Annotated in this window: 24 protein-coding genes; 9 read left to right on the top strand and 15 right to left on the bottom strand. The window is 60.4% G+C overall.

Translation table 11 applies throughout. The features are described from left to right. Positions 1-6: 6 nt before the first annotated feature. From tnpB to ACK3EW_RS22375, 3 genes are all read right to left on the bottom strand, one after another. Positions 7-360, bottom strand: a complete 354-nt coding sequence (tnpB, locus tag ACK3EW_RS22385; protein WP_301070749.1) for an IS66 family insertion sequence element accessory protein TnpB — start codon at positions 358-360, stop codon at positions 7-9. Next, complete coding sequence (gene tnpA / locus ACK3EW_RS22380) at positions 357-761, bottom strand: IS66-like element accessory protein TnpA (RefSeq protein ID WP_301070753.1); 405 nt, start codon at positions 759-761, stop codon at positions 357-359. The genes tnpB and tnpA overlap by 4 nt, the downstream gene beginning before the upstream one ends. Positions 762-944: 183 nt before the next feature. After that, a complete protein-coding gene (locus ACK3EW_RS22375) occupies positions 945-1391 on the bottom strand; it encodes a phasin, PhaP (RefSeq protein ID WP_493807938.1) in 447 nt (148 codons plus the stop codon). Between the two features lie 263 nt (positions 1392-1654). On the opposite strand from ACK3EW_RS22375, the gene ACK3EW_RS22370 reads away from it, so the two are divergent. After that, a complete protein-coding gene (locus ACK3EW_RS22370; RefSeq protein ID WP_493807937.1) occupies positions 1655-1816 on the top strand; it encodes a hypothetical protein in 162 nt (53 codons plus the stop codon). Positions 1817-1821: 5 nt separating this feature from the next. Here the strand turns inward: ACK3EW_RS22370 and ACK3EW_RS22365 are convergent, their stop codons facing one another. The 8 genes from ACK3EW_RS22365 to ACK3EW_RS22330 form a co-directional block, all read right to left on the bottom strand. Then, complete coding sequence (locus ACK3EW_RS22365; protein WP_493807936.1) at positions 1822-3069, bottom strand: hypothetical protein; 1248 nt, start codon at positions 3067-3069, stop codon at positions 1822-1824. A gap of 3 nt (positions 3070-3072) precedes the next feature. After that, the gene (locus tag ACK3EW_RS22360; RefSeq protein ID WP_493807935.1) at positions 3073-3390 is read right to left on the bottom strand and encodes a type II toxin-antitoxin system RelE/ParE family toxin; all 318 of its coding nucleotides are present in this window, start codon (positions 3388-3390) and stop codon (positions 3073-3075) included. Continuing rightward, complete coding sequence (locus ACK3EW_RS22355) at positions 3387-3656, bottom strand: hypothetical protein (RefSeq protein ID WP_493807934.1); 270 nt, start codon at positions 3654-3656, stop codon at positions 3387-3389. The genes ACK3EW_RS22360 and ACK3EW_RS22355 overlap by 4 nt, the downstream gene beginning before the upstream one ends. A 114-nt stretch (positions 3657-3770) precedes the next feature. Beyond that, positions 3771-4010 carry a helix-turn-helix domain-containing protein gene (locus ACK3EW_RS22350; RefSeq protein WP_493807933.1) on the bottom strand — a complete coding sequence of 80 codons (240 nt, stop codon included), beginning with the start codon at positions 4008-4010 and terminating at the stop codon, positions 3771-3773. 823 nt (positions 4011-4833) lie between these two features. Continuing rightward, entirely contained in the window at positions 4834-5910 is a 1077-nt protein-coding gene (gene rsgA, locus ACK3EW_RS22345) for a ribosome small subunit-dependent GTPase A (protein ID WP_493807932.1), read from the bottom strand. Between the two features lie 4 nt (positions 5911-5914). Beyond that, on the bottom strand, positions 5915-6460 hold the full coding sequence (locus ACK3EW_RS22340; RefSeq protein ID WP_493807931.1) for a GNAT family N-acetyltransferase: 546 nt from the start codon (positions 6458-6460) through the stop codon (positions 5915-5917). 56 nt (positions 6461-6516) lie between these two features. Beyond that, positions 6517-7686, bottom strand: a complete 1170-nt coding sequence (locus tag ACK3EW_RS22335) for a MerR family transcriptional regulator (RefSeq protein ID WP_493807930.1) — start codon at positions 7684-7686, stop codon at positions 6517-6519. Between the two features lie 343 nt (positions 7687-8029). Beyond that, a complete protein-coding gene (locus tag ACK3EW_RS22330; protein WP_493807929.1) occupies positions 8030-8845 on the bottom strand; it encodes a GntR family transcriptional regulator in 816 nt (271 codons plus the stop codon). An 86-nt stretch (positions 8846-8931) separates the two neighbouring features. Here ACK3EW_RS22330 and ACK3EW_RS22325 point away from each other — a divergent pair, with 86 nt between their 5' ends. Genes ACK3EW_RS22325 through ACK3EW_RS22295 form a run of 7 tightly spaced genes read left to right on the top strand, consistent with a single transcriptional unit; the run spans position 8932 to position 15994 of the window. Then, on the top strand, positions 8932-10110 hold the full coding sequence (locus ACK3EW_RS22325) for an FAD-dependent oxidoreductase (RefSeq protein ID WP_493807928.1): 1179 nt from the start codon (positions 8932-8934) through the stop codon (positions 10108-10110). After that, a complete protein-coding gene (locus ACK3EW_RS22320) occupies positions 10107-10829 on the top strand; it encodes an SDR family NAD(P)-dependent oxidoreductase (RefSeq protein WP_493807927.1) in 723 nt (240 codons plus the stop codon). Before ACK3EW_RS22325 ends, ACK3EW_RS22320 begins: the two co-directional genes overlap by 4 nt. Next, positions 10826-12337: an aldehyde dehydrogenase gene (locus ACK3EW_RS22315; protein ID WP_493807926.1), complete on the top strand. Its 1512-nt coding sequence runs from the start codon at positions 10826-10828 to the stop codon at positions 12335-12337. Before ACK3EW_RS22320 ends, ACK3EW_RS22315 begins: the two co-directional genes overlap by 4 nt. An 18-nt stretch (positions 12338-12355) precedes the next feature. After that, entirely contained in the window at positions 12356-13357 is a 1002-nt protein-coding gene (locus ACK3EW_RS22310) for a TRAP transporter substrate-binding protein (protein ID WP_493807925.1), read from the top strand. Then, positions 13357-13911, top strand: coding sequence for a TRAP transporter small permease (locus ACK3EW_RS22305; protein WP_493807924.1), 555 nt, complete (start codon positions 13357-13359; stop codon positions 13909-13911). Before ACK3EW_RS22310 ends, ACK3EW_RS22305 begins: the two co-directional genes overlap by 1 nt. Further along, positions 13911-15224 carry a TRAP transporter large permease gene (locus ACK3EW_RS22300; protein WP_493807923.1) on the top strand — a complete coding sequence of 438 codons (1314 nt, stop codon included), beginning with the start codon at positions 13911-13913 and terminating at the stop codon, positions 15222-15224. The genes ACK3EW_RS22305 and ACK3EW_RS22300 overlap by 1 nt, the downstream gene beginning before the upstream one ends. Further along, positions 15224-15994: a maleate cis-trans isomerase family protein gene (locus tag ACK3EW_RS22295; RefSeq protein ID WP_493807922.1), complete on the top strand. Its 771-nt coding sequence runs from the start codon at positions 15224-15226 to the stop codon at positions 15992-15994. The genes ACK3EW_RS22300 and ACK3EW_RS22295 overlap by 1 nt, the downstream gene beginning before the upstream one ends. A 238-nt stretch (positions 15995-16232) precedes the next feature. Here ACK3EW_RS22295 and ACK3EW_RS22290 read toward each other — a convergent pair whose 3' ends face one another. The 3 genes from ACK3EW_RS22290 to ACK3EW_RS22280 all read right to left on the bottom strand — a co-directional run bounded on the left by ACK3EW_RS22290 (position 16233) and on the right by ACK3EW_RS22280 (position 20795). Then, a complete protein-coding gene (locus ACK3EW_RS22290; protein WP_493807921.1) occupies positions 16233-18317 on the bottom strand; it encodes a UPF0149 family protein in 2085 nt (694 codons plus the stop codon). A gap of 82 nt (positions 18318-18399) precedes the next feature. After that, positions 18400-19806 (bottom strand): Y-family DNA polymerase, encoded by a 1407-nt coding sequence (locus ACK3EW_RS22285; protein WP_493807920.1) that lies wholly within the window; start codon positions 19804-19806, stop codon positions 18400-18402. After that, a complete protein-coding gene (locus ACK3EW_RS22280; RefSeq protein ID WP_493807919.1) occupies positions 19803-20795 on the bottom strand; it encodes a helix-turn-helix transcriptional regulator in 993 nt (330 codons plus the stop codon). Before ACK3EW_RS22280 ends, ACK3EW_RS22285 begins: the two co-directional genes overlap by 4 nt. Before the next feature lie 217 nt (positions 20796-21012). Between ACK3EW_RS22280 and ACK3EW_RS22275 the strand changes: the two genes are divergently transcribed. Beyond that, positions 21013-21609 carry a hypothetical protein gene (locus tag ACK3EW_RS22275; RefSeq protein ID WP_493807918.1) on the top strand — a complete coding sequence of 199 codons (597 nt, stop codon included), beginning with the start codon at positions 21013-21015 and terminating at the stop codon, positions 21607-21609. Positions 21610-21616: 7 nt separating this feature from the next. Here ACK3EW_RS22275 and ACK3EW_RS22270 read toward each other — a convergent pair whose 3' ends face one another. Then, positions 21617-22882 carry a tyrosine-type recombinase/integrase gene (locus ACK3EW_RS22270; RefSeq protein WP_493807917.1) on the bottom strand — a complete coding sequence of 422 codons (1266 nt, stop codon included), beginning with the start codon at positions 22880-22882 and terminating at the stop codon, positions 21617-21619. Positions 22883-23094: the final 212 nt, after the last annotated feature.

Genomic DNA, 23094 nt, shown 5'->3' with positions numbered 1-23094 from the left:
CCCGAGTCACTCCGCCGCAGCTGGTGGGCGGGTCTCCAGCGCCTTGACCTTGCGCCAGTCCAGCCCGGAAAAAAGCGCCTCGAACTGTGCGTGGTTCAGCGCCATCATTCCGTCCTTGATCGTGGGCCAGGTGAAGGTCGTGTCCTCGAGCCGTTTGTAGGCCATGACCAGACCGCTGCCGTCCCAATAGAGAAGCTTCAGCCGGTCCAAGCGCTTGGCCCGAAACAGGAACACTGTCCCGGTGAACGGATCTTTGCGGAGCACGGTCTGCACCATGGCTGTCAGCCCGTCGTGTCCTTTTCTGAAGTCAACCGGCTGCGTTGCCACCAAAATGCGCACACGGTTCGAAGGGAAGATCATGCGCCACCCCCAAGCGCACGCACGATGTCCCCAATCCGGGCTGCAGGCGTGGCACCGTCCAGCCGGACAGAAACCGATCCAGCTACGATCTCGATTGCCCTACTCGCCGAACCCGTATCTTCCGCCGATGGCGAACTTTCGACATCGAACATCACCAACGGGGCGAAGTCCGTGTCAGCCTCTGGCGCGGGCAAAACAAGTTCACCATCCTTGGCCAGCCGCCGCCATCCCGACAGGTGGTTCGGGCGAAGGTTATACTTGCGCGCAACGTCATTCACCGTTGCTCCAGGCACCAGCGTTTCTGCCACGATCCGCGCTTTCACACGATCTGGCCACCGTCGGCTCCCGGTCCGTGAGACCTCAACGCCCAAACGCGTGAGAAACTCGTTCGTAGTCTCCATGGCGAAACTCACCTCCTGTTATCCAACAGGGCGTGAGTCTCAAATCACAAGGATCAAGAGAAGGTGGGCGCCACACAGCGCTTACAGATCAACTCCACGAGGTACGGTCGGACCCCTGGGGAATCCGACCGATTAATGGTGGCTCACTTCCCTGGTGTGGCGGCACACCCGATAGCGAGAAGTTCAGACAGCAGCTGATGTCTTTTTTGCAGCGATTTCAAAGTCTGCGGCTGTTTTTTTGAGGGCAGTCGCCGCTTCTCCCGAGAGGTCCTTGCTGGCACCAATGATGAGGTCGAAGGTCTCCATCTGGAGTTTTTTGGCAATCTCTGCGAAGGTAGCCATGTTCTCGGTAGCAACTTCTGCTTGAGCGGATAGGAAATCGCTCATCGACTGCGCATAATCGGCTGGTTCTGCTTTGGCCTTCGACATCTCAGCCAGTTTCGCCAGCGTGTCCTTGGTCCATTTTGTGGAAATTTCAGCGGACTTGTCTGCCGCTTCGATGGCAACGTGAGACAGTTTTTCGGTCAGGGCCAGCGAGTTCTTGTACGCATTTTCCATCGATTTTGTATCAACCGGGAACGCGTCCATCATCTCCTTGAGGGTCGCCGCCATGTCTGTCGATTTATTCATTGTCGCAAATCCTTCTTTGCTCGGCGGGTCCACCCCGCTGTGCGTTGGTGATGCTCTAAACGTATGTGCTGCAGTGCAGCATTGCAAGGATTTTCTGCGGTGCAGCATTTTTGGTTGAGCATGCATGCGTGCAATTCAGTGTCTCTTCGCTTCGGGATACCACCCTACGATACGCTGGTCCCAGCCTATGCCACGACCCTCTACAAGAGGGATGGGCGGAATATCCCGCCGTGGTCATTCCAATCGTGACACAGCACTACCCAATGCTGCAGCGCAACCAGATCTATACCGGGATAATACCGGGCAAGAAGCTTATCGTTCGCGTTTGCCAGACGAAGGCCGGGGCGATCTTGGCGAAAAATATCTCGGTGCGGCGGCGCTGGTCGAAGCTGGATGAGTGGCTCGGCGGCAAACTAGCGGCCTAGCTGAGTCAGCCGTCGCGATCTGCTTCCGAAAGGGCCGCAATATTCCACGCCAGCCTTTCGGCCATCAGCCCCGCCGAAAGCGCGGTCCCTGCAATTCGCTGAAGCGCTTGCCGCGCCTGATCCACCTCGTCAAGACGCGCAGCCGCTACCATCAGGTGCTCAACGGCGTCATCGATGTCGATCGGGCTCGGCTCATACCCACGGCCCTCGAGCAGATGCCGAATGGCCTGCAAAGCGACCGCCATTGCGAAGCCCGGTTCCTTGAGTTTCAGGTCCCGTGCTGCGCGGATCAGGGTCGCAGGTGCCGCATCGTGATGTGCGGCACAGTCAAGCGCGATATCGAGGAACCGCGCTGTCTTCGCGGCGGCGAACCACTTTCCCTTCGATCCATGCGTGTCGATCAAATCCTCGAGGATTCGGCGCGCGTCGAGGTCGGGGTAACGCTTCACCAGATCGCGCCACATCGCGAGATAGGTGTTGCCCGAGACCGAGGGCAGGCCAAAGCGGCGATAGGCTTCTTCCTCGCGGCCCTGACTTACGAGAATGCGTTCACAGAACGCAGCAATCTCGACATGGCCCCATTGTCGACGCTGATCCAGGAGCAATGCCTCAGCACGGGCAAGAGCGTCATCCTCGCGTCCTTGGCGCAGCAGTGCCTCGGCGCCAAATTTCTCATCAAACCAGAGGCGTGTCTTTTTCCGCTCAAGAAGCTCCAGCAACTCGTCATACCGCCCAGCCTCTAACAAGCAGGACAGCGTCAACGTCCCCGTTGGCACATGAATAAAATGCATGTGGTCGGACCAAGCTGCCTCGATCATTTCGAGGTCCCGGTCGGCGTGAAGGCTCATCAGCGCAGGATAAGCTGCGATTTGGCCAAATCGGTCTGCGATCGGCGCGAGATAATCCACATCGTCGTCTTCGATCGCCTCGCGCAGTTGTTCAAGCCATTTCGCGCGAGTTTTTTCATCAGCGGGCGCATCGATGAGGACCGGCAGCAATCCCTCGAGCGTCCGGCGCACGGCATTGCCTAGCGCGCCCGACGACGAGTCGATATGCTCGAAGGCTCGCCAGATGCGCTCCGCAAGCGCTATGACACCCTCTGCCGCTGTCACAGGATCGACCCGTGCAACAGCCCGAATTTCTGAGCTTGCGGATTTCAGACGTTCAATGGCCTTGGACGATGACCGCCAGCTGTAAGTGCCCGCCCGCATGCCCGGCTTGAACGCCCATTTATGTGCTGCTGCCTTCGCCATCCCCTAACGCCCCCGCGCGGTGCTGCGCGCGATCCAGTCCGAACCAGCATAACCGATGGCATGCACCAAGACCTCGCGCTCGGCCTCGTTGACAGTAAAGGCAATGACCGCCTTGCGTCCTGCCGGTATCGCGCGAAGACCCAGAGCGATTTCTGAGCGAACGCTGCCTTTCAGAGGAGTGTCAGCCAGACTGGAAATTACGGCCTCAATCTCTGAAAGCCGCCGCTCGGCCGCTTCCGGCCCAGCGTAATCGGCGATCAGCTCCACGATCGATGCCAAGTCATCCGCGACAGCCGGGTGAAACCGGATTCGATATGTCATCCCTGCCGCACGACGCCGATACGGGCGCGCGCCGCCGCAAAGGCGTCCTCGGGATCTACATATTCCGCATTTGGTGTTCGCATGCGCGCGCGGATTTCATCTGCCATGGCATTAAGCGCAATCCCGCGCTCTTCTTCATCCCGGATCATCTGTTCAAGCGCTGCCGCTACAGCTGCGCTCTGCGAGGCGAAGACGCCCTCACCTACTTTGTCAGTCAGGAAACGATGATGGCGATCTGTGAAACTGAGCGTGGTTTTGACTGTCATGGCGAAGCCTCAAGTATGACTTAGTCATCTACACATCACACGGCGCTGTGACAAGATGGGCGATTCCCCAACCGCACCATGAGGTCACTCCTATTCTTCGACATCGTAGCCTGCTTATCTCAACTTTCCGGCGCGCGCTGCGACGCCCACCCGGCCGGCATTCAAAAATGCAAGAGGCACAGGTAACGCTTCAGCGATCCGGTTGAGAGTTGCTATCCGTGGGTCACGCTGTTCATTTTCGATTTCGGACAAAGCAGGTGCGCAGATACCTGTCAGCAGCGCTAACTGTTCAAGGCTAATAGTCCGGTCGCTCCGGACCTCGCGGGTAACGCGGCCCAGATCATCTCTCACCATTGACCAAGAGCTTCACCCTTCCGCTTTATACAAGGATGGAGACCCCATGGGGCTTTCACAGAAATTTATCGCAAACGGTAAAAACGATGAGATTCGATCAGATCAAAACCCCACATTTACTGAATAAGGTAACCGTCATGGAAGCGGCCAACGTCGATTTTGGGAGGGTTGAATGTCGGCGAGTGCGCGTGGGCCGTATGCGAACGCACGCGATTGTGGACGAATGTTGTTTTTCTGGAGCGGTGTTGACGTGGCGTTGACGTAAACCGCAAAATAGCGTGGGGTATCAGATTACCATCACGCAAGCGTTTGAAATATTTGTAGATTTTGGTTGCGGGGGTAGGATTTGAACCTACGACCTTCAGGTTATGAGCCCATAATTCAATGAATCCAATTGGTTAGTAATTTCAACAGCATAGCCGACAAGTGTTTGAATTCACAAAAATCCACTCATTACACTGGCAGACGTTCGCAAGTATTCACCCCAACAGATCGACTCAAAATGACGTACGTCCGTTGACATGGCGTTGACACGGTTGATGGCCTAATGAGTAATCCATGGGCCTGTGTGCGCGCAAGGTGGGCAGTAACCCCGTAGAGGCGGAGCGACAGCGACCGCTGTACACAACGAGACGAAAGTCATGACATTCGCAGGTGCAGCATGTGTCATTCAGGGCGGAGAGCCGACCTTCGCCGCCGCAGCGAGCCATCCAAGGTGGGAAGTTGGAAGCCGACATTCAGACCACCCTGAACTCGGACTCTGCTCTGCGTCGCCGTGTGACCGCTTCGAGCCCGGAGCGGACCGGCTTAGTGGGACTCGGACCTATCTTTCTCGATCCGATTTCGCCTTCACCGCGCTGCGCACGAGCTTGCGAAAGGCGCGGTCCTTTTCGCGGCGTTCCGCTAGGCTGGCCGAATTGAACGCATCCTCCGCCTGCAGCTTGCGCCAGCGGTTGAAGCGGGCAGGATCGAGACTGCCGTCTTCGATCGCGGCCTGGACGGCGCAGCCAGGCTCGGTCTCGTGACGACAGTCGGTGAAGCGGCAGCGGCTGGTAAGCGCTTCAATGTCCTCGAAAACATCGGCGATGCCGGTGGCGGCGTCGGTCAGCTGCAATTCGCGCATGCCCGGCGTGTCGAGGACGAGGCAGCCGCCGGGCATGGCGTGCAACTCGCGCCGCGTCGTGGTGTGCCGGCCCCTTGCGTCGTCCTCGCGGATGCCTTGGGTGGCGATGGCCTGAGTGCCGAGAAGCGCGTTGGCGAGGGTCGACTTGCCGACCCCAGAGGAGCCCAGAAACGCGACCGTTCGTCCCGGTTTGCACCAATCAGCCAGCGCCTCCGCCGGTTCTTCGCCACGGGCGTCAAGCGCCACCACCGGCACCCGGTCCGATACCTTCCGTGCCCCTTCTACATAGGGCGCGGTGTCTTCGGTGAGATCGGCCTTGGTCAGGACGATTACGGGCTCGCTCCCGGCCTCGAAGGCGAGCGCGACGTAGCGCTCCAGCCGCGCCACATTGAAATCCGCGTTGCAGGAGGTGACGACGAAGACGGTGTCGATGTTCGCCGCGATCAGCTGCACCTCGCGCCCCGTGCCCGGCGCGCGGCGCTTGATCAGGCTGTTGCGCTCCAGCACCCGGCTCGACCGGGGCCGCTCGCAATCGTAGAGCAGCCAGTCGCCCACCGTGGCGTCCAGTCCCGGCGGGATGGTCTCGTCGATCCCGTCGCCCGCCACCTGCAAGCCGCTGCGGTGCACGGCAACGACACGCACCGGGGGCGTCGCGGTCAGGGCGTCTGCGTCGATCTGGCTTGCGAAGGCAGGGCCCCAAACGAGGCGTTCCAGCGCCGCGGGCTCGCGGCGCGCCGGAGTGCCACCTGGCAGGAAGGCGGAGTAGTCGCGGACCATGGACCTACCAGAGCGCGGGGTCGTCGAAGGCGGCAACGCAACGGGCAGGGCCGCGTAGCGGCGTCAGCGGCGCCTCGGTCAGGGACTGGGCGATCCAGCCCTGCGGCTGGTTGAGCGGCTGGGGCGCCGGCAGGTCGGCCGCCGAGACAGGCTCGAAGCCCACGCGGCCGTAGAAGGCCGGATCGCCGTAGGTCACGGCGATGTCCACGCTCTCCTGCCGGAGCGCATCGAGGCCGTGGGCGATCAGACGCTGCCCGATTCCCTGGCCTTGCCGTTCGGTCGCCACCGCCACGGGGGCCATCATGAAGACCGTGCGCGGATCGCCCTCGTAGGTAAGGCGCGTGAAGAAGATGCCGCCGACGAGCATGCCTTCCTCCCAGGCGGTGAACACGCGCAGGTCCTCACTGGGGGTTTCGGCGATCAGGCGACGCGCGAGGGCGCCGATCAGCGCACCCTCCTCCACACCCTCGGAGGCAGTGAAGCTCGACGCGAACAGGTCCGCGATCGCGTCCGCCTTGGTCTCGTAGTCCGTTGAAAAGTCCATCATCATGTCTCCATCGGCAGGCTGAACCTGCCGGTTGTTGGAAATTGGTCTCAAGCTGCCCGTCAGGGCTTCTGCAGCACGAACATCTCGAAGCTCACGATCCCGTCGCAGGCGCGGTAAGTGGCCAGTTCCGCGCGCAGGTCATCGAGAACGCGACTGCCCGCCAGCTGCGTCTCCATCTCCGCGACGCGCGCCTCCAAGGGCTGGTAGTAGCTGTCCATCGCCTCCCGCCCCATGTCGAAATGCCCCAGCACGCGGTAGCGGGCCTGTTTCGCCTGTTCGAGCCGGACGGGAACCCGCGTCATCGCAGGGTATTCCGAGGCCCAGTACGCGCGCAGGTCTTCCGAGGGCGCATCGGTCCGCCAGACCATCTCGGAGAACACCAGCACGCCGCCGGGGCGCAACAGCCGCTTCCAGTCACGCATCGCGCGCTCGACGCCGATGATATAGGCGCTGCCCTCGGCCCAGATCACGTCCCACTGCTGCTCCGGCGCGGGCAGCTGCGCCATGTCCACGTTGCGCACCTCGACCCTCTCGCCGAGGCCCTTTGCCACCACCCTGTCGCGCAGCCTGTCCAGCGCGCCCTCGTCCGTGTCCGTCGTCAGGATCCGGGCATCGGTGGCCTCGGCTAGACTCATCGTTGCCATGCCAGGGCCGCAGCCAATCTCGAGGATGCTCTTCGGCGCGAAGGGGACCATGGCCAGGGCCTTTAACGTTGCGGCCTCGGTCGCCGGTCCCCAGCAGTCGAGCCCGGAGAACACCTCCATGAAGACCGCCATGTAATCGTCATGTGCATTCATGTCCTTCGATAGCCACGCGAGACGCGCGGCCTCCTCGCTGGAAAACCCCTGTGCCATGAGCCAGGCGCGATGCAGATCGGGCGCCACCCGCTCGACCTCCTCGTGCCAGTCCTTCAGGCTGCCGCGCCCCAGAAGCGCTGCGAGCAGGTCGCGCGCCCGCGTCTTCTCGGCGATCTCGCGCTCCAGCGTTTCGAGCCGCTGGCCCATCATGTCATGATCGAGTTTGCCATCGAGGCAGGCCTGGCACTCCTGCAAGCTGAGGCCACCGGCCTGAAGCTGCTGCATGAGGCGCAGGCGCTGTCGGTCGGCATCCGTGTAGACTCGATACCCGTTTGCCTGTCGCTTTCCCGTCAGCAGCCCGAGCTTCTCGTAATAGAGCAGCGTCGCGCGCGACAGGCCCACGCTCTCCGCAAGTTCCGAAATCTGATACATCCGCCGCCCTGTCCGCTCACACCGATTCTCGACCGTCGAGACCATTCCTAAGGTGTGAAGCTATAGACAGGTCAAGCTTCGATGAGGACGAAAGTCGCCTTCGTCCGCAGACCACCAGTTCGCAGTACACTCGATTTTGCGGTTGCCGCGAGAGTCCTGTCTGGTGAAGCTGCGCCGCAGCGATTGACTAAATCGGCAATGGCAGCAATGGGCCGTTCGGCGGCCAGACGGGCACCGTCTCGAGGGGCGGGAAGCGGAAGTTCGCTGCGCCTGCAAGTCAGACTTGTTAGGAGTAGTTAAGCTGGCTTTGAGTGAACCTCAACCACTGCGAATGGGTCGCGCTTCAGAGGCTGCGCAGGCGGTCTGGCGCGTCGGATTGCCATGTGCGACCGGCCTCGGCTGTGACGCGGCGCATGGAAATTTCGAAACGGTAGAGTTCGGGCCGGTAGAGCACGCGGATCATTTCGACTGGGCGGTCGGTTTCGTCGCGGACCAGCCGGTTCACCTCGATCAAGGGGAAGCCCGCCGCAACCGATAAGGCGCGCGCAACTTCGGCGTCCGCGACCGTTGCGCTGATGGTTTGCGTCGCCGAAGCCACCGGAACGCCGGCATCTTCGAGCAACAAAAGCAGCGGTGTCTGCGACAGGTCTTTGCCTTCGATGCGTCGGCCGATGTCTTCCGGTACGATTGTAACGAGGTAAGACATCGGCGCGCCACCCAAGGCGCGCACCCGCACCGCCCGTTGCACTGTCGCGCCCTCCTGCAGCTCCAGAACTTCGGCAACGTCTGCCGTGGCTGGCAGATACCGGGAGTCCAGAACCTGGACCGTTGTCGTGCGTCCCATATGGCCGACGTTTTCAAGCAAGCCGTCAATGGATGCCGTCATCGGGGCCGGAGCCCTTTCGAAAGGCAGCACGCGGGTGCCCTTGCCGCGTTCCCGGATCACGCGGCCCATGGCGGCAAGTTCATTCAGAGCACGTCGCGCCGTGATACGCGAGACGCCGAATTCTTCACAGACCGCTGCTTCGCCCGGAACCGAATCGCCGGGGCGGAGCGTGCCGGCGTTCATCCGGCTGGTCAGGATCACAACGATCTGCCGATACAGCGGGACACCACTGGCAGTGTCGAGCGGCATTGGCGTGGACTGGGGCATCGGCATTGGAAAGGTTATCCGGTTCACAAGAAGACTATTGCTATAATGATACACTATAATAACATCTTTGCACGCTGAAAGGGGACACCGGGGTGGATTTGACACGGCAACCGATACTGATCGTGGGCGCAGGGCCAGTTGGGTTGACCCTTGCGTGGCGGCTGTCGCAGTCGGGTCTGCCGGTACAAGTGTTTGAAGCCGAAGACGAAATCGCGGATCAATTGCGCGCCTCAACGTTCCATCCGCCAACGCTCGACTATTTCGATGAAAGTGGAATCACCGCCGAGCTGATCGCGGCGGGGCGTATCACACCGACATGGCAGATTCGGATGCACACAACAGGCGACCGCGCCGAATTCGACCTTGCCGTTCTAAGCGAAGACACCGGACACCCGTACAGATTGCAGTGTCGACAAGCCTTGTTGAGCCGGGCGCTGGCGGCGCGACTTCCAGACGGTACGGTTCATTTCGGATCACCCGTGACCGCCGTCGCGCAGAACGAATCCGGCGTATCGATCACGGTGAACGATGCGGTTGTGCGCGGCAGTGTGCTGATCGGATGTGACGGTGCCCGGAGTTTGGTGCGCGAGGCGATTGGCGCGGAGTTCGAGGGGGCGACGTACCCTGAAAACACGATCCTTGTGACAACTCATTTTCCGTTCGAAGACCACCTGAGCGGCCTGTCTGGCGTCAATTACATCTGGAAACCGGGCGGGACGTATTCCTTGCTGCGGTTGCCCGACCTCTGGCGGATTTCGCTCCATCCTACCGATGGGCAAAGCCCGGAAGACGCGTTGGAAGACGCATCAATCCGCGCGCAAACGCGTGAAGTTCTGCCGCAAGCAGGCGACATCGACATCGTGGAAAAGCGTATCTACCGGGTGCACCGGCGCGTGGCCACGCAGTACCGGAAGGACCGGATGTTCATTGCGGGCGATGCAGCGCACCTGAACAGTCCCAAGGGCGGTATGGGCATGAACGGAGGCATCCATGACGCGTGGTGTCTGGCTGACCTGTTGATCGAGGTTGCCAACGGCGGTGATCCCGCGCGGCTGGACGCCTACGAGGCCCGGCGTCGCCCCATCGCGCGCGATGATATCGTGGCACAAGCCGACAAGAACCGCGCACGGATGAACACCACCGACGAAACAGAGCGCCGTGCCTATCTGCAAAGCTTGCAGGAGACCGCCGCTGATCCGGTGAAAGCCCGCGAATTTCTGTTGCGCTCTTCGATGATCGACGGGCTTCGACGGTCGGAGGCGCTGGCATGACCGGGTCACTGGCAGTTCTTGGAGGGTGCGGCGGCATCGGGCGCGTTTTGGTCAGCGAGGCGGTGAACGCGGGCTACGATGTTCATGTCGTGGACTTGCCGCAATCGATCGAGGCACATCCGCCTCCGGTCTCTGCCATTCCAGCCGACGCGACATCCGAAGCAGACCTCGCGCGCGCGACGGACGCGTTGCCCTCGGATCTCGTGGGATTGGTCAACCTGTCGGGTTTCATGTCGGACAACCAACCGGTGGCCGAGACGGAGACCGACAGGTGGGAGGAAGTTCTGAGCGGAAATCTGACCGCGAGCTTCAAAGCCGCGCGGGTATTGCACCGAAAGCTGGGCAAAGGCGGTTCGTTCGTGATGACAGGGTCCGGCTTGGGGCACTTCGCCCGCCCGGGCTATGGGCCCTACGCCGTCGCCAAGGCCGGGATTGCGGCTTTGACCCGGCAGCTTGCGCTGGAACTGGCCCCCGACATCCGGGTGAATGCCGTCGCGCCGTCCGCGGTCGACACGGCGTTCCTGCGCGGTGGGACCGGGCGGTCGGATGAGGATCAGCAGGTTCGCCTTGATCTCGACGCCTATGCTCGTGCGATTCCCCTAGGGCGCATCGCAGAGCCGTTGGATATCACCGGGCCGATCCTTTTTCTTTTGTCGGATGCGTCCCGCTACATGACCGGACAAGTGCTTCACGTGAACGGAGGCACGTATATGCCATGACTGAACATCCTCGTTTTGAACTGCCGATCACGCCGCCCTCACGTGTTACCGGCTGGGCCGGAGACCGCGCAACGCCGGGTGGTGGTCCTGACCTGCCGGTCTTTTACCCAGCGACGGGGCAGCAAATCTCGGTGCTGGTTGAGGATGATGCGGCATCGGTGGATGTCGCCGTCACGGCGGCGCGGCGGGCCTTTGACACTGGTCCTTGGCCGGGGCTGTCCACTGGTGAGCGGATCGCTGTTCTCGAACGCTGCGGACAGGTGATCCGCGACAATGCCGATGAATTGGCGCGGCTGGAATGTGCGGCGACCGGGTTGCTTTTGCGCGAGTTGAAAGAGCGGCACATGGCCCGCGCGGCCTACAATTTCCGCTTTTTTGCAGACTACATCAGTCAGCGTGCGGGCGAGCGGTATGACCAGACGCCCGGCTACATGACGACAGTAGTCCGCGAACCGGTCGGCGTGGCGGCGTTGATCGCGCCCTGGAACGCACCGGTGGCGCTGGCCACGATGAAGATCGCCGCGGCGCTGTCGTTTGGAAACACCTGTGTTCTTAAGCCGTCCGAGCAAACGCCGCTGGCGCTGGCGAGGTTGGTTGCCTTGTTGCAAGAGGTGCTGCCCGAGGGCGTGCTGACGCTTGTCAACGGACGCGGGCCGGTTACGGGTGCCGCGCTAGTTGATCACCCGGGTGTCGATCTGGTCAGCTTTACCGGCGGAACAGAGACAGGGCGCGCGATCATGTCGGCAGCGGGGCAGCGTTTGGTGCCCGCCACGATGGAATTGGGCGGCAAATCGGCAAATGTGATTTTTGCCAGTGCCGATTATGAGCGCGCGCTTGATGGCGCGCTTTTGGGTATCTTCTCGAACAATGGGCAGCAGTGTTTGGCCGGATCGCGAATCCTCGTGGAACGCCCGATCTTTGACGATTTCGTCGGTCGCTTCATCGAACGTGCACAACAGATCCGTGTCGGGGATCCGACGCTTGCCGAGACAGAGCTTGGTCCGCTGGCGTCGCATCCGCACATGATGCGGGTCCTGAGCTTTGTCGAAACCGCTCGATCTGATGGTGGATCGCTTTTGACCGGCGGGTCGCGGCGCGACGATCTGGGCAATGGGTACTTTGTCTCGCCGACAGCTGTCAGCGTGCCCAACAATGCCGCGCGCACTGCGCAGGACGAGATTTTCGGACCTTTTGCCACCTTCCTGCCCTTCGACACGGCAGAGGAAGCAGTGTCCATTGCGAATGACACGCAGTTCGGCCTCGTCTCCTATGTGTGGTCCGATCACCTACCCACGGTCATGTCGATGACTGAACGGCTGCGTTCGGGCGTTGTGTGGGTGAACACGCCAATGATGCGCGAACTGCGCGCGCCATTCGGCGGCTACAAAAACTCGGGAGTGGGGCGCGAAGGCGGCGCGGCCTGCGAAGCATTCTACACCGAGGAAAAAACCGTCACCCTGCCCAAGACCCCACCGCCCTTGCGGCGGCTTGGAGAGACGGGCGGATAACCCGACAAGGAGTATGTGATGAAACACTTCAAGACACTGATGGCCGCTGCAGCGGTGGCATTGGCAGGGCTGCCAGCTTCCGCGCAGGACCTTGTGAAAATCGGCACCTTTGTGCCTGAACAGTCCGTGGGTGTGGCCCGCGTGATCAAGCCGTGGATGGAGGCGGTCAGCGCCGACACGGACAGCGTCAAACTGCAAGGTTTCTGGGGTGGGACGCTTGGTAAGTCGCCGTTCAAGCAGTTCGAACTGGTGCAGAACGGCGTGATGGATGTCAGCTGGGTGCTGCCGTCCTATACTGCCGGGCAGTTCCCTGAAATGGGCGTGTTCGAGCTGCCTTTCCTGTTTCGCACAGCCGAAGAGGCGAGTGTTGTGGGGTGGAAGCTGCACGAACAAGGTCTTCTGACCGGCTTTGATGGTGTGCACGTGATCGGCTTTTTTGCTGCCGAACCGAATGCGCTCTTCATGAAGACCAAGGCTGACGATCTTTCCGGTTTGGAAAACATGAAGATCCGGGCGGTTGGCGGTATCCACGCCTCGTGGCTGGAAAGCCTTGGCGCGGCGTCCGAAACGCTGAGCTCTGCCGAAATGAACGAGGCGCTGAACCGGGGTACGCTAGACGGCGCGGTTCAAGGTTGGACCGGGATGCGCACCTTCAAATCGCTGCCACTGGTGGATCAGGCGCACGCTGTTCCCGCTGGCGCGATCCCGTTCTTGCTGCTGATGAACCAGTCCAAGTGGGACGCGCTTCCAGCAGAGGCGCAGGAAAAAATCATGATGCACGGTGGCATGGCCATGGCCGAGATGGGTGGCGGAGCCTACACCGCCGTTGGTGAAGAAATCCGTGCTGGCATCGTCGAAGAAGGCCGGATCGAGATTGTCGAGTATTCCGATGAGCAGCTTGCGCAATGGGCTGAAGCGGCGCAGGGCGTCCATCAGGCTTGGATCGACGCGACGCCGAATGGGCAGGCTGTGTATGACGCGGCGGTTGCGGCCTTGACCGAAATGCGTGGGTCGATGTGATGGGCCCCACGGCCACCGCCCGGCGACTTGACCGCATCACGCAAGCGGTGGCCCTGATCGGGTTCGCCGGGCTGGTGGGCGTGGCATTTCTCATCTTTTACGACGGCGGGGCGCGCTATCTGAACGCGCCGCGCATTCACGGGCTGAAGGATTATGGAGAGGTGGTCTATCCACTGGTGATCGCCAGCTGTTTTCCGGCGGGGTTGCTGCGGCAAACCAACGTCACCGTCCGGGTATTCGGCAAAGTGGGTGGCGGCAGGTTGAACGCCTGGCTTGAGGCATTTGCCGCCTTTGTCGTGCTGGTCTTCTTTGCCATCCTTGCCTGGCAGTTCGTCAAACTGACAGGCAAGTACGCCGATGCCGGGCGCACGACGCGCACGATTGGCATTCCGCTGGCACCGTGGTGGTGGGTCACAACGGCCATTATGGCGACCTGCGTGCCGGTGCAATTCTATGTCTTTCTCAGTTGGCTTCGGGCCGCGGTTTCACAGAGACACGCCGACCACGAAGGTCTGTCCCAAGCCGAACTTGATACACTAAGCGGGAGCAGCTGATGGTCGCCGATCCTTTGACGACCGGGCTTCTTGGTCTGGCGGCGATGTTTGTGCTGATCCTTCTGCAAGTGCCTGTGGGCATTGCAATGGGCGTCGTCGGCGTTGTTGGCACCGGCTTGATTATAGGCTTTGAACCCGCGCTCACATTATTGGCGACCGAGCCATCCTCGGCCATGTCAGCCGAAGGCTTGGCCGTGATCGCGCTCTTCCTGCTGATGGGCAACCTTGCGCATGCAGGCGGGTTGTCGGACGAACTCTATCGGCTTGCTTATGCGTTTCTTGGCCACCGCCGCGGCGGGTTGATCTTTGCCACCATCGGGGCCTGCGCCGGGTTCGGCGCGATCTGCGGATCGTCCGTGGCGACGGCAGCCACGATGGCGCGGATCGCGCTGCCGCAAATGATCGAACGTGGATACGCACGGTCCTTGGCTGCGGGTGCGATAGCCTCGGGTGGCACGCTGGGGATGATCGTGCCGCCGTCGGTGGTGATGATCCTCTACGCGATCCTGACCGAGAACTCGATCATCACGTTGTTCCTTGCCGCTGTCGTGCCGGGGCTGCTGGCGGTAGTGTTTTACTTCGTGGCGATTGGCATCGTTGTGCGCCTTTACCCCGAAACCGCGCCGCGAGGTGAGAAGCTAAGCTGGGCGAAGCGCCGCCGCGAGACGCGCAACAGCTGGGCCGTTGTATTGCTGGCCGTGTCAGTGTCGGGTGGCATTTATTCCGGCATTTTCACGGTTACCGAAGCGGCGGCGGTCGGCGCGTCGATGGCGCTCATCATCTCATTGGTGCGCCGTCGCCTGACTGGCAAAAGCTTTCTGGCCAGCCTTGGCGACACGGCCTCGAACACCGGTCTGATCTTTGTGATCATCATCGGCGCGTCGGTGTTTTCCTACTTCGCAACCCTCTCGGGCCTGCCCGCGGCCATCGTCGCGTGGATCGAAGCGATGGGTCTGCCGCCGCTGGCGGTGATTGCACTGTTGATGGTGTTCTTCCTGATCCTCGGGTCGATCTTTGACACGATTGCAGCGATGGTTCTGACGTTGCCGTTTGTCTATCCGCTGGTGATCGGGCTTGGCTACGATCCGATCTGGTGGGGGGTCGTCAACATCGTTGTGATCGAGTTGGGGATGATCACGCCGCCCATCGGGATCAACGTCTTTGTGTTGCACGGCATGGCGCGGGACCTGCCTTTGCGGACGATATTCCGCGGCGTGACGCCGTTCCTTTTGGCCGATCTGGTGCGGTTGATCGTGCTGATCCTGTTCCCGGCGCTTAGCTTATGGCTGCCCGGCGTTTTGGGGTGGCTGTGATGACGGTTGAGTATGGTCCAAACGGCCTTTGGGGCGTGCTGACACCGCAAGCCAACACGACCGTTGAGCCTGAGATGTGGGCGTTGCTGCCGCCGGGACAGTCGCTGATCAATGCGCGACTTGTGTCTGACTGTGGGACCATTGAAGACCGGTTGGTCGACTACACGACCCGATTTGGAGAAACGGCAGCGCGCTTTGCAAATGCACCAGTGACCTGCATCGCCGCGGCCTGCACGGGTGCGTCGTATCTGATCGGGGCCGCACGCGAGGCTGAGATTGTCGATGACATGCAAACGCGGTTTGGCGTTCCTTTTCTGACCGCAGCGCTATCCTCAGTTGCCGCTTTGCGCGCCATTGGGGCAAAGCGGATCGCGTTACTGACACCCTACCCTGAGACGCTGAACAGGCCGTGTTTGCCCTATTGGGAAAGCTTCGGGTTCGAGGTTGTCGCCAAGGCGGGCCCAGCACTGGAAAGCGCGGCCTTCCATCCGATTTACGCGATGGCGGGCTCCGGTGTGCTCACGTCATATCGCGAGCTGTGCGACAGTGACGCGGATGCGGTGCTCATGTTGGGCACAGGCATGGCCACGCTCGGTCCGATCCTGACCGGGTTGGACGAAGGATTGAAGCCGGCAGTGTCGTGCAACCTCGCCCTGGCCTGGGCGACGGCACAGGCCAGGGCTTGGGATAATCTCGATGGCAAGACCTTCGACAGCTGGCGCAATGCTTTTCATTGGCGAGGGCGCGTCAATGGGTCGGTCGGCAGCTAGGAGCACGTAAACCCGTAAGCGGTCAGCTTCTGCCGATGCCTTTGTGCATCAGCCCACCGCAACAAAGCCTGCACGAAGCGATCCTAGCAAAGACATTGTTGTCCTGTGACCCAGCCGTGACTCGAGCCCAGTATGCTGCACCCTCCAGGAACGGCAGCAATGCGGGAGCGCCTGCAGCATCTGCACACGCTGCTCAAGGTCGCCTTTGGGCCGATAGCGGCGCTCATCATGGTACGCATCACACTTCCTCGCGCCATTTACTCGCAGTCGCTTGCAACCAGCTGGGCAGGAGGGGTCTGAGGGTTGCCGTTAAATCTTCGGTAGCGGCTCTGCGGATCATGTCGATGACTTGCTTGTCATCACGACTTTGGGCCCGTTTCGGCCATGCGCCCTTTACGGCATCGACCGCATGCGCAAATCCCTCAGCCCATGCCTGAAACTGCTTCGTGGGCAGGTCGCGCAGATTGCTACCGATTTCACCAAGGAGCACGGCCTCGTTCAGCAGGCCGAACCGCACCATGATGATGTCCAGTATGCGCTGGATGGAGCCCTGCCCTTTCACTTCGACCCCCTGCATCAGCGGCATGAGCCATGCGTGCGGTGGCATGAACTCCGGGGCGACCAGAACGGCGGTCAAATACCCGTCAATCTGATCTGGCTTGAGCCGACTGCCTTTGAGCAACTTGGCCAGTTCACCTTTTTGCTCGGGCGCGATCGCTGGCGGTCCAGTTTCGTCGTCGTCCCAGGCACCTTCAGCTTCGAGCTCTTCCATCGCGCGCTCCGCGGCGACGTATAGCGTATGCTGGAGAATATCCTCAAACACGGGTATTTTTTTGGTTTCCCGTCCGGATGCCAGCGCCTGTGCGACAGCAGCAAAGCTCAACCAGGCATCAGACGCCGCGCTGCTGTCATGGCTCAGGATCAGCGCGGAACGGGCGAAGAGTTTTGCCCAGAATTCACGCTTTGTCTCAAGGTGCCCTGCTACAATTTTCTTGGCAGATGTTTCCGTCCGAGCTTGTTCCAGCGCGGTCATCAAACTGGCATCGGACATAAACCAGCTGCTCGTGATGTCATACTCGGAGAACCAGTCCCGACTCTTGCCAATCAACCGGCTACGGCGATTGTCCGACAGCGCAGCAAGCTCTCCCAGGGGATCGATCGCTGCCAGCACAGCGTCATGCGCACCATGTTGTGGCGTCACATCGCTCACGCCGAACATTAGGGCGACATCCAGAAACCCCGGTGCCGTCACCCTACCCCGCTCTAGCCCATCTCCAAGCGCAACGCCAAAGGCGCGGGCGAGATAGGAAGGTGACACATCATACATCGCCATGGCGCGTTCGATCTGTTCAACCATCATTTTTTGATCATTTCGGCTGGCACAGGCGATGACATACGCATCCTTGATCCCGTGTCCGGCCTTGATCATGACCGCGGCCACGGCGCGTGTGTTGCCGCGGCTGCAGACGCCCATGATGCTTTGTGAACCGGTCCCATCCGGAAGAGACGTCATGACCCGGTGAAGCTGCCAGGGTTGCGGAACAGTGCCCCCAGAGGGCTCCCGTCGGAGCACAGTCTTGATCAGTTTATCCAGCGCTGGGCCATTCGGGATCCAGTTACGGACCCGGATGAGATCGGACAACACGGCCGCGTCGATCTTGGCATGATCCGCCAGAAGTTCGAAGCCGCTAATAGCCGCATCGCGCATCTCGGCCACGGGATCGAGCAGAAAATACCGCCCTATCGCAACCATGCGTGGGTTACCCTGCCCGATCATATGCGTCAGAATTGTCGTCGTTACCTCGGTTTGCATGGCACCGAGCATCTCTCGTAGCCCGGTATATATTTCAAAAGGTGTCGAACCCTCTGGAACCAGCCCGTTTACCAAATCCCCAACGTCCGGTAGTTCAACAGGTTCCCCTGCCGCAAATACCTCCATAAAGGCCTCTGGTGCGCTGCGCAGCTGATCGGGAGGCGTCAGCCCTGCACGGAGGTATGCCTGAGAAATTCCAAAGCAGGTTCCAGCATCGAGTTCATCTGCATCAGCACGCTCTGCCAGGCCCGCGGCCAAACCCTCGAAAAAATCAGCAGCCCCGCGCTCGTCATTTTCGATGTTCATACGCGCTTCGTCCAAAATCCGCGATAGCAGGACGAGGCAATCATCAGCGCAGTCAGACTCGTCTTCGGACAGTGCATCGACGAGGTCTAGGACCGCATCCGCATTATTCGACAGTTGCACAGCCCAACGATTCACCCAGAGCAACGTGCTTCTCTCGTTATCGGTCTTTGGACGGTCCATCAGACAAGTCTCGATCATTTCCATCACCACCTTGTACAACCCAGCGCACCTATGTGCCGCGCCTCCTTTTCATGAACAGCGATCTGGCTGTCCACCCAAATCCACTTCAAAAGGACAGGAAGTGCGTCTCCTCGTCCGCCGTTGCCGCCTCGCTGAAATCAGCTTCGTCCGGGATACGACCAAAGGCAATCTTCGCCCCGACATAGCCACCAAAGACCTCGTCTTGTACGCCCAGGGACAAGGCCTTCGCACCGTGTGATTTGCGAAGAGTGTCCATGAGGTCACTGACCGTCTCCCATTTTTCCCGCGAAGCGGTGTCCGACCCCATCTCCAGTGTGCCGCCAAAAAGGTCACCGGTGATCTCCGCATCGGAGACCACGCCGTGTATCGTCACGCTGACTGCTTGCGGCGAAAAGCGCAGCGTCCGGCGGGCCTCACGAAGCCCCTCCGACAGAGCGCGCATGAAGGTACGGTCGTCCCGAGCTGCCGGGAATGTATCACGCCAATTCCATCGACCATCCTCGGCACCCCGTCCGCCCCGAAACGCCAGGGTCAGCTCTGTCGCTCGCAGGTTGTCTCGTCTCATTCGGCGGGTGGCACTCAGCAGAAGTTGCCGGGCACAGGCTTCCACCTTGTCAGGTGTGCGGGAGTCTCGGGGCAGAACACGGCTATGGCCGTACATGCTTTTCTTGGTGTCGGGTCGCTCGGCGTGAATGCCGTGGAGTTCATTCCAGAATCGTTCGCCTTCGACATTGCCCCAGATTTTCCGCGCCTGTTTCGGTGCCAGCCGCCAAAGAGCGTCAATGTCTTCGACTCCAGCTGCCGCGAGGCGCGCACCAATGCCTTTCGAGATGCCCGGCAGGTCCCGGAGGTCGAGATGTGACAGGCATCCAGGGAGGTCTTCTACCTTGATCAGCACAAACCCGTCTGGCTTGTTCATTTCAGCACCAATCTTGGCGAGCAACTCGGTTGGGGCCATGCCGATGGAACATGTCAGCGCTGGGCTGAACGCACCTGCCAGTGCGGTCTTGATGCGATCTGCAAGTGCTCTTCCTTCCGCCGCCTCGCTCGGCGTCAAATGGCAGACAACCTCGTCGATAGACCGAACGCGCTCCACTGGTAAGATGGTGCCGATGACGGCAAGGATGCGTTTGTGCAACCGGACATAGGCGTCATGCCGTGCGATCACAAACACCATGTCGGGGATCACTTGGCGGGCAGCACGGATTGTTGCTCCGGACTTCACACCGCGTGCCTTGGCCTCGCGGCTGACTGCGATGCAACTGGTATGAGGCGAGTCCAGTGGCACGACGCCAAGGGGCCGGCCGCGCAGCTCTGCGTTGAAGTGCTGCTCGGCCGACGCAAAGAAACTGTCGAAATCAAGATAGAGCCGTTCAACATTCGGCGTCCCTTCGTTCTTGGATGCGTTCTGTGTCGACATCTCGCCCGCACTGCCATCGCATGTGGCGCCACTGTCATCGGAGCTGAAATTGTTCGGCGTGGTGCTGGTCATGGCCGCACTTTGATTGGCGAGTTGCGATAGACAGACACCATATCACGCAAAGCAGCAGGCTCGATGACCTCTACCGCATCCCCCCACTTGGCCAGATGCCATGCCATTTCCACGAGACCGCTGGCGTCAAAAATGACAAGAAGTGACCCGTCATCTTGGTCGATAAATTCTTGCTTGGGATGAAACTCAAACTCCCGCGCAGCCGCCGCTGCAGCCGCTGAAAATCGCCACACGATCCGCGTGAACTCTGAATCGGAATGGAAGGAGCCGAAAGACTGCTCCGCATAAGCCTGCAAGTCGAAGTCCTTGTCCTTTTCAAACCATTGAATGGTGATTTCCACATCTGACATGCGATCCAGGCGGAAGCGACGAAACCGGTCATCTTTCGCGATATCGCGCCCAATTAAATAATGGCGCGTACCAAACAACAGACCATAGGGCTCGATGACACGATGTTTCGGTTCAGGATCGTGTTCACCTTGATACATCAATGTCAGCCGATAGGGTCCTCTCATGGCTCCGGCAATGCTTTTCAACATCCCCTCGGAGGTCTTCACGCGGGGACCTGGCCTGCACGCATAACCGCGCGCTTCCAGAAGTGTCTCGGCATCGACCTCTGCGCGGCGCGCATGCAATGGCGGCAATGTCGCCATCAGGCGATCGCGCAGCCCAGATAAAGCGTCCTTTTCCGACTGCGCGCCTTCCCGCTCTGCCCGCCGGATACTCATCTCCAGCGCAACAAGCTCGTGATCGTAAAGACCCGGCATCCCAAGCTTGCTGGTCTCGCGTACCTTCCATCTTCGCCGCCGGTCGCTGTCTGTCACATGCGAGACGGTGGGAAACACATCTTTTAATGCTTGGATCATGCGCTGGGCGGTCCGTTCGTTGACGGCAAATTCCTCTGCGATCTCCTGCACGCTGATACCTCGGTGTCGGCTGGCGGACATGTTGGCGAGCTTCAGCAAGTCCTTTGCTTTCTGAAACGACATAAGCGCACAACCCCGACAGTTTTTGACGTAGTGGCTCCGGTATAGTCGATATGAGGGCGATTCGCCGAACACAGAGTTTGATCAATGCCGTGACTCAAGTGAGCCTTTACCGGGCACCCGATCAGGTCTGGTCGTTTGGTCCCTCAAAGCTGCCCGCACGGCGCGCAACAAGCGTCTCGTGCCTGACCACGTAAACGCAAAAGGAGACTGGGCGTATATGGCACTACCACCACGAGCGTTCTTCACCCTGCACGAAACCGCGTCGCGATGGGGCTGCACCATTGCCGATATTGGCGGTTGGGCCAACGAAGGCAAGCTGGAGATCGTCACCGGCATTCCCCTGGCCATCTGCGGCACCGAAATGGTGTCCGGCAAGATCACCATTTCCCCCATGGACATGCTGCCCTTCTTTCGCCGCAACGGTACCGGCCCTACTGTGATCAAGCTCCAGCGGATCAAGCCGGAGGATTTGGGCGAATGGTGCTATGTCACGGTTCCCAGTGACGGCGTCGAAGTGTCGATTGCCGACCTGATGATCAGCGGCAAAGACGTCCGGCAGTTTGAAGACGATTACGATCTGTTTCGGCGGATCAGTGGCGGCACCGGTGGTTTTTCCCCTTATGACTGGGAGGGGATGTATGTCACTTTGCTCAAACGCGTGCATGAAAACGGCCTGCCTGAGACCCAGGCGGAACTCATCGCGGAGTTGCAGGACTGGTTCATTGAAGTCGCGGAGAATGGGGATATCCCCGATGAGAGCACCATCCGTCGTCGCTTGCGTCCGTTCTGGCGCGCTATGCGTGGCAAGACCTGAGCGTGTCTCAGGCGCGTTTGGTTTTCGGCTCTGCATCCGCGTTGTGGACGAGCTTGGGGCGTGGTCTGACCATGCCCGCCACAGCATCAACGCCGGCACGCAACGGCGAGTCCATCAGATGCGCATAGCGCAGCGTGGTTTGCATCTGACTGTGCCCGAGCAGCTTGCCGATCATTTCCAGCGAGGCTCCACCGCTGACCAGAAGCGATGCGAATGTATGACGCAAATCATGAATCCGAACTCCCGGTAGGTCTGCCTCTCGCTGGACCATGATCCAGAAGCGGCGGATTTCTTTGACGGGTTGGCCCGGCACATCGCCGGGAAACAGCCACGGGTTGCCTCTGGGCACACTGCCTGACCGCTGTCGCACGATGGCTGCCACATCCGCCGAAATCGGCACCCTGTGGACTTTGCGCTGTTTGGTGGTGGCTGCAGGTTTTGACCAGATACCGAGTTCAAGATTGAATTGCTCAAACCGGGCTTGCCGCACCTCACCAACGCGCGCACCCGTCAGCATGCACAACCGGATAATGCTGGCAGCCCGCTGATCTTCGGCCGCGTCCAAGACATCCGCAAGCCTCGCAATCTCCTCGTGGGACAAGAAGCGTTCGCGCGCGGTTTCAACGCGTTTCTTGAACCCTTGTGCGGGATTGTCTGTACGCCAGCCCCATTGGATGGCGAGATTGAACATTTTTCGCAGGACTTCCCCGATCCGATTGGCCCGAACCGGGGTGGGCTTTCTCCCCTGCAATTTGCGCGCCCGGTTATTGGGCTTTGCCTTGGAAGGCCGGGCCCTGCCCTCGGCGATCAAATTGAGCAGCGAGGCCACATCCTGTGGGGAGATCTCTGCCACAAGCTTGTTGCCCCAATGTGGCGCCACCAGTTTGGACAGGAAAGATTTGTGATCCGATGCGCTCAGTGGCGTCAGGGTCGACGCATGCTCGGCGAGATACCGATCGATCAAATCCTTGAACCTTGGTGCCTCGCGCAGTGCACCTCGTTCGTCAAGCGGGTCAGTCCCTGCGTCGATCAGTCGGCGCAATTCGCGGGCACGGTCTCGAACCGTGGTCACGCTCCATTCCGGCCAACGCCCAATCGTCATCCTGCGTTGCCGCCCCGCAAAACGGTAGTCCAACACGAAAGATCGCTCGCCAGAGGGCATCACCCGAATGGAGAGCCCGCGTACATCCGTATCAAAGATTTGATACGCGCGATCCACGTCGGGCATCAGGTCACGTACCAATTTTTCGGTCAAGCGCGGTCGGTTCACCATGGTCACAGCTCCTTCCGCCTGGGACACAGGCGTAGATATTCAGAGGTATCAAGCGGATCATGTGCGACCGACCGGCGTCTAGGCAGCGACCGGCAGCGAAACAGAAAAAGCTTGCCGGTCATTGAAATTGTTGAACAATATGCGTTCTCTGCTGCCAGGACTGCGGCCAAGCGGCCAAAATCGAGGCCGACGATCGGCGCCAAAGAACGATA

It is taken from the genome of Marivita sp. NO-S04 (genome assembly GCF_059070475.1).
Note: the sequence above shows the minus strand (reverse complement) of the source record. Positions and strands in the feature narration are given on the sequence as shown.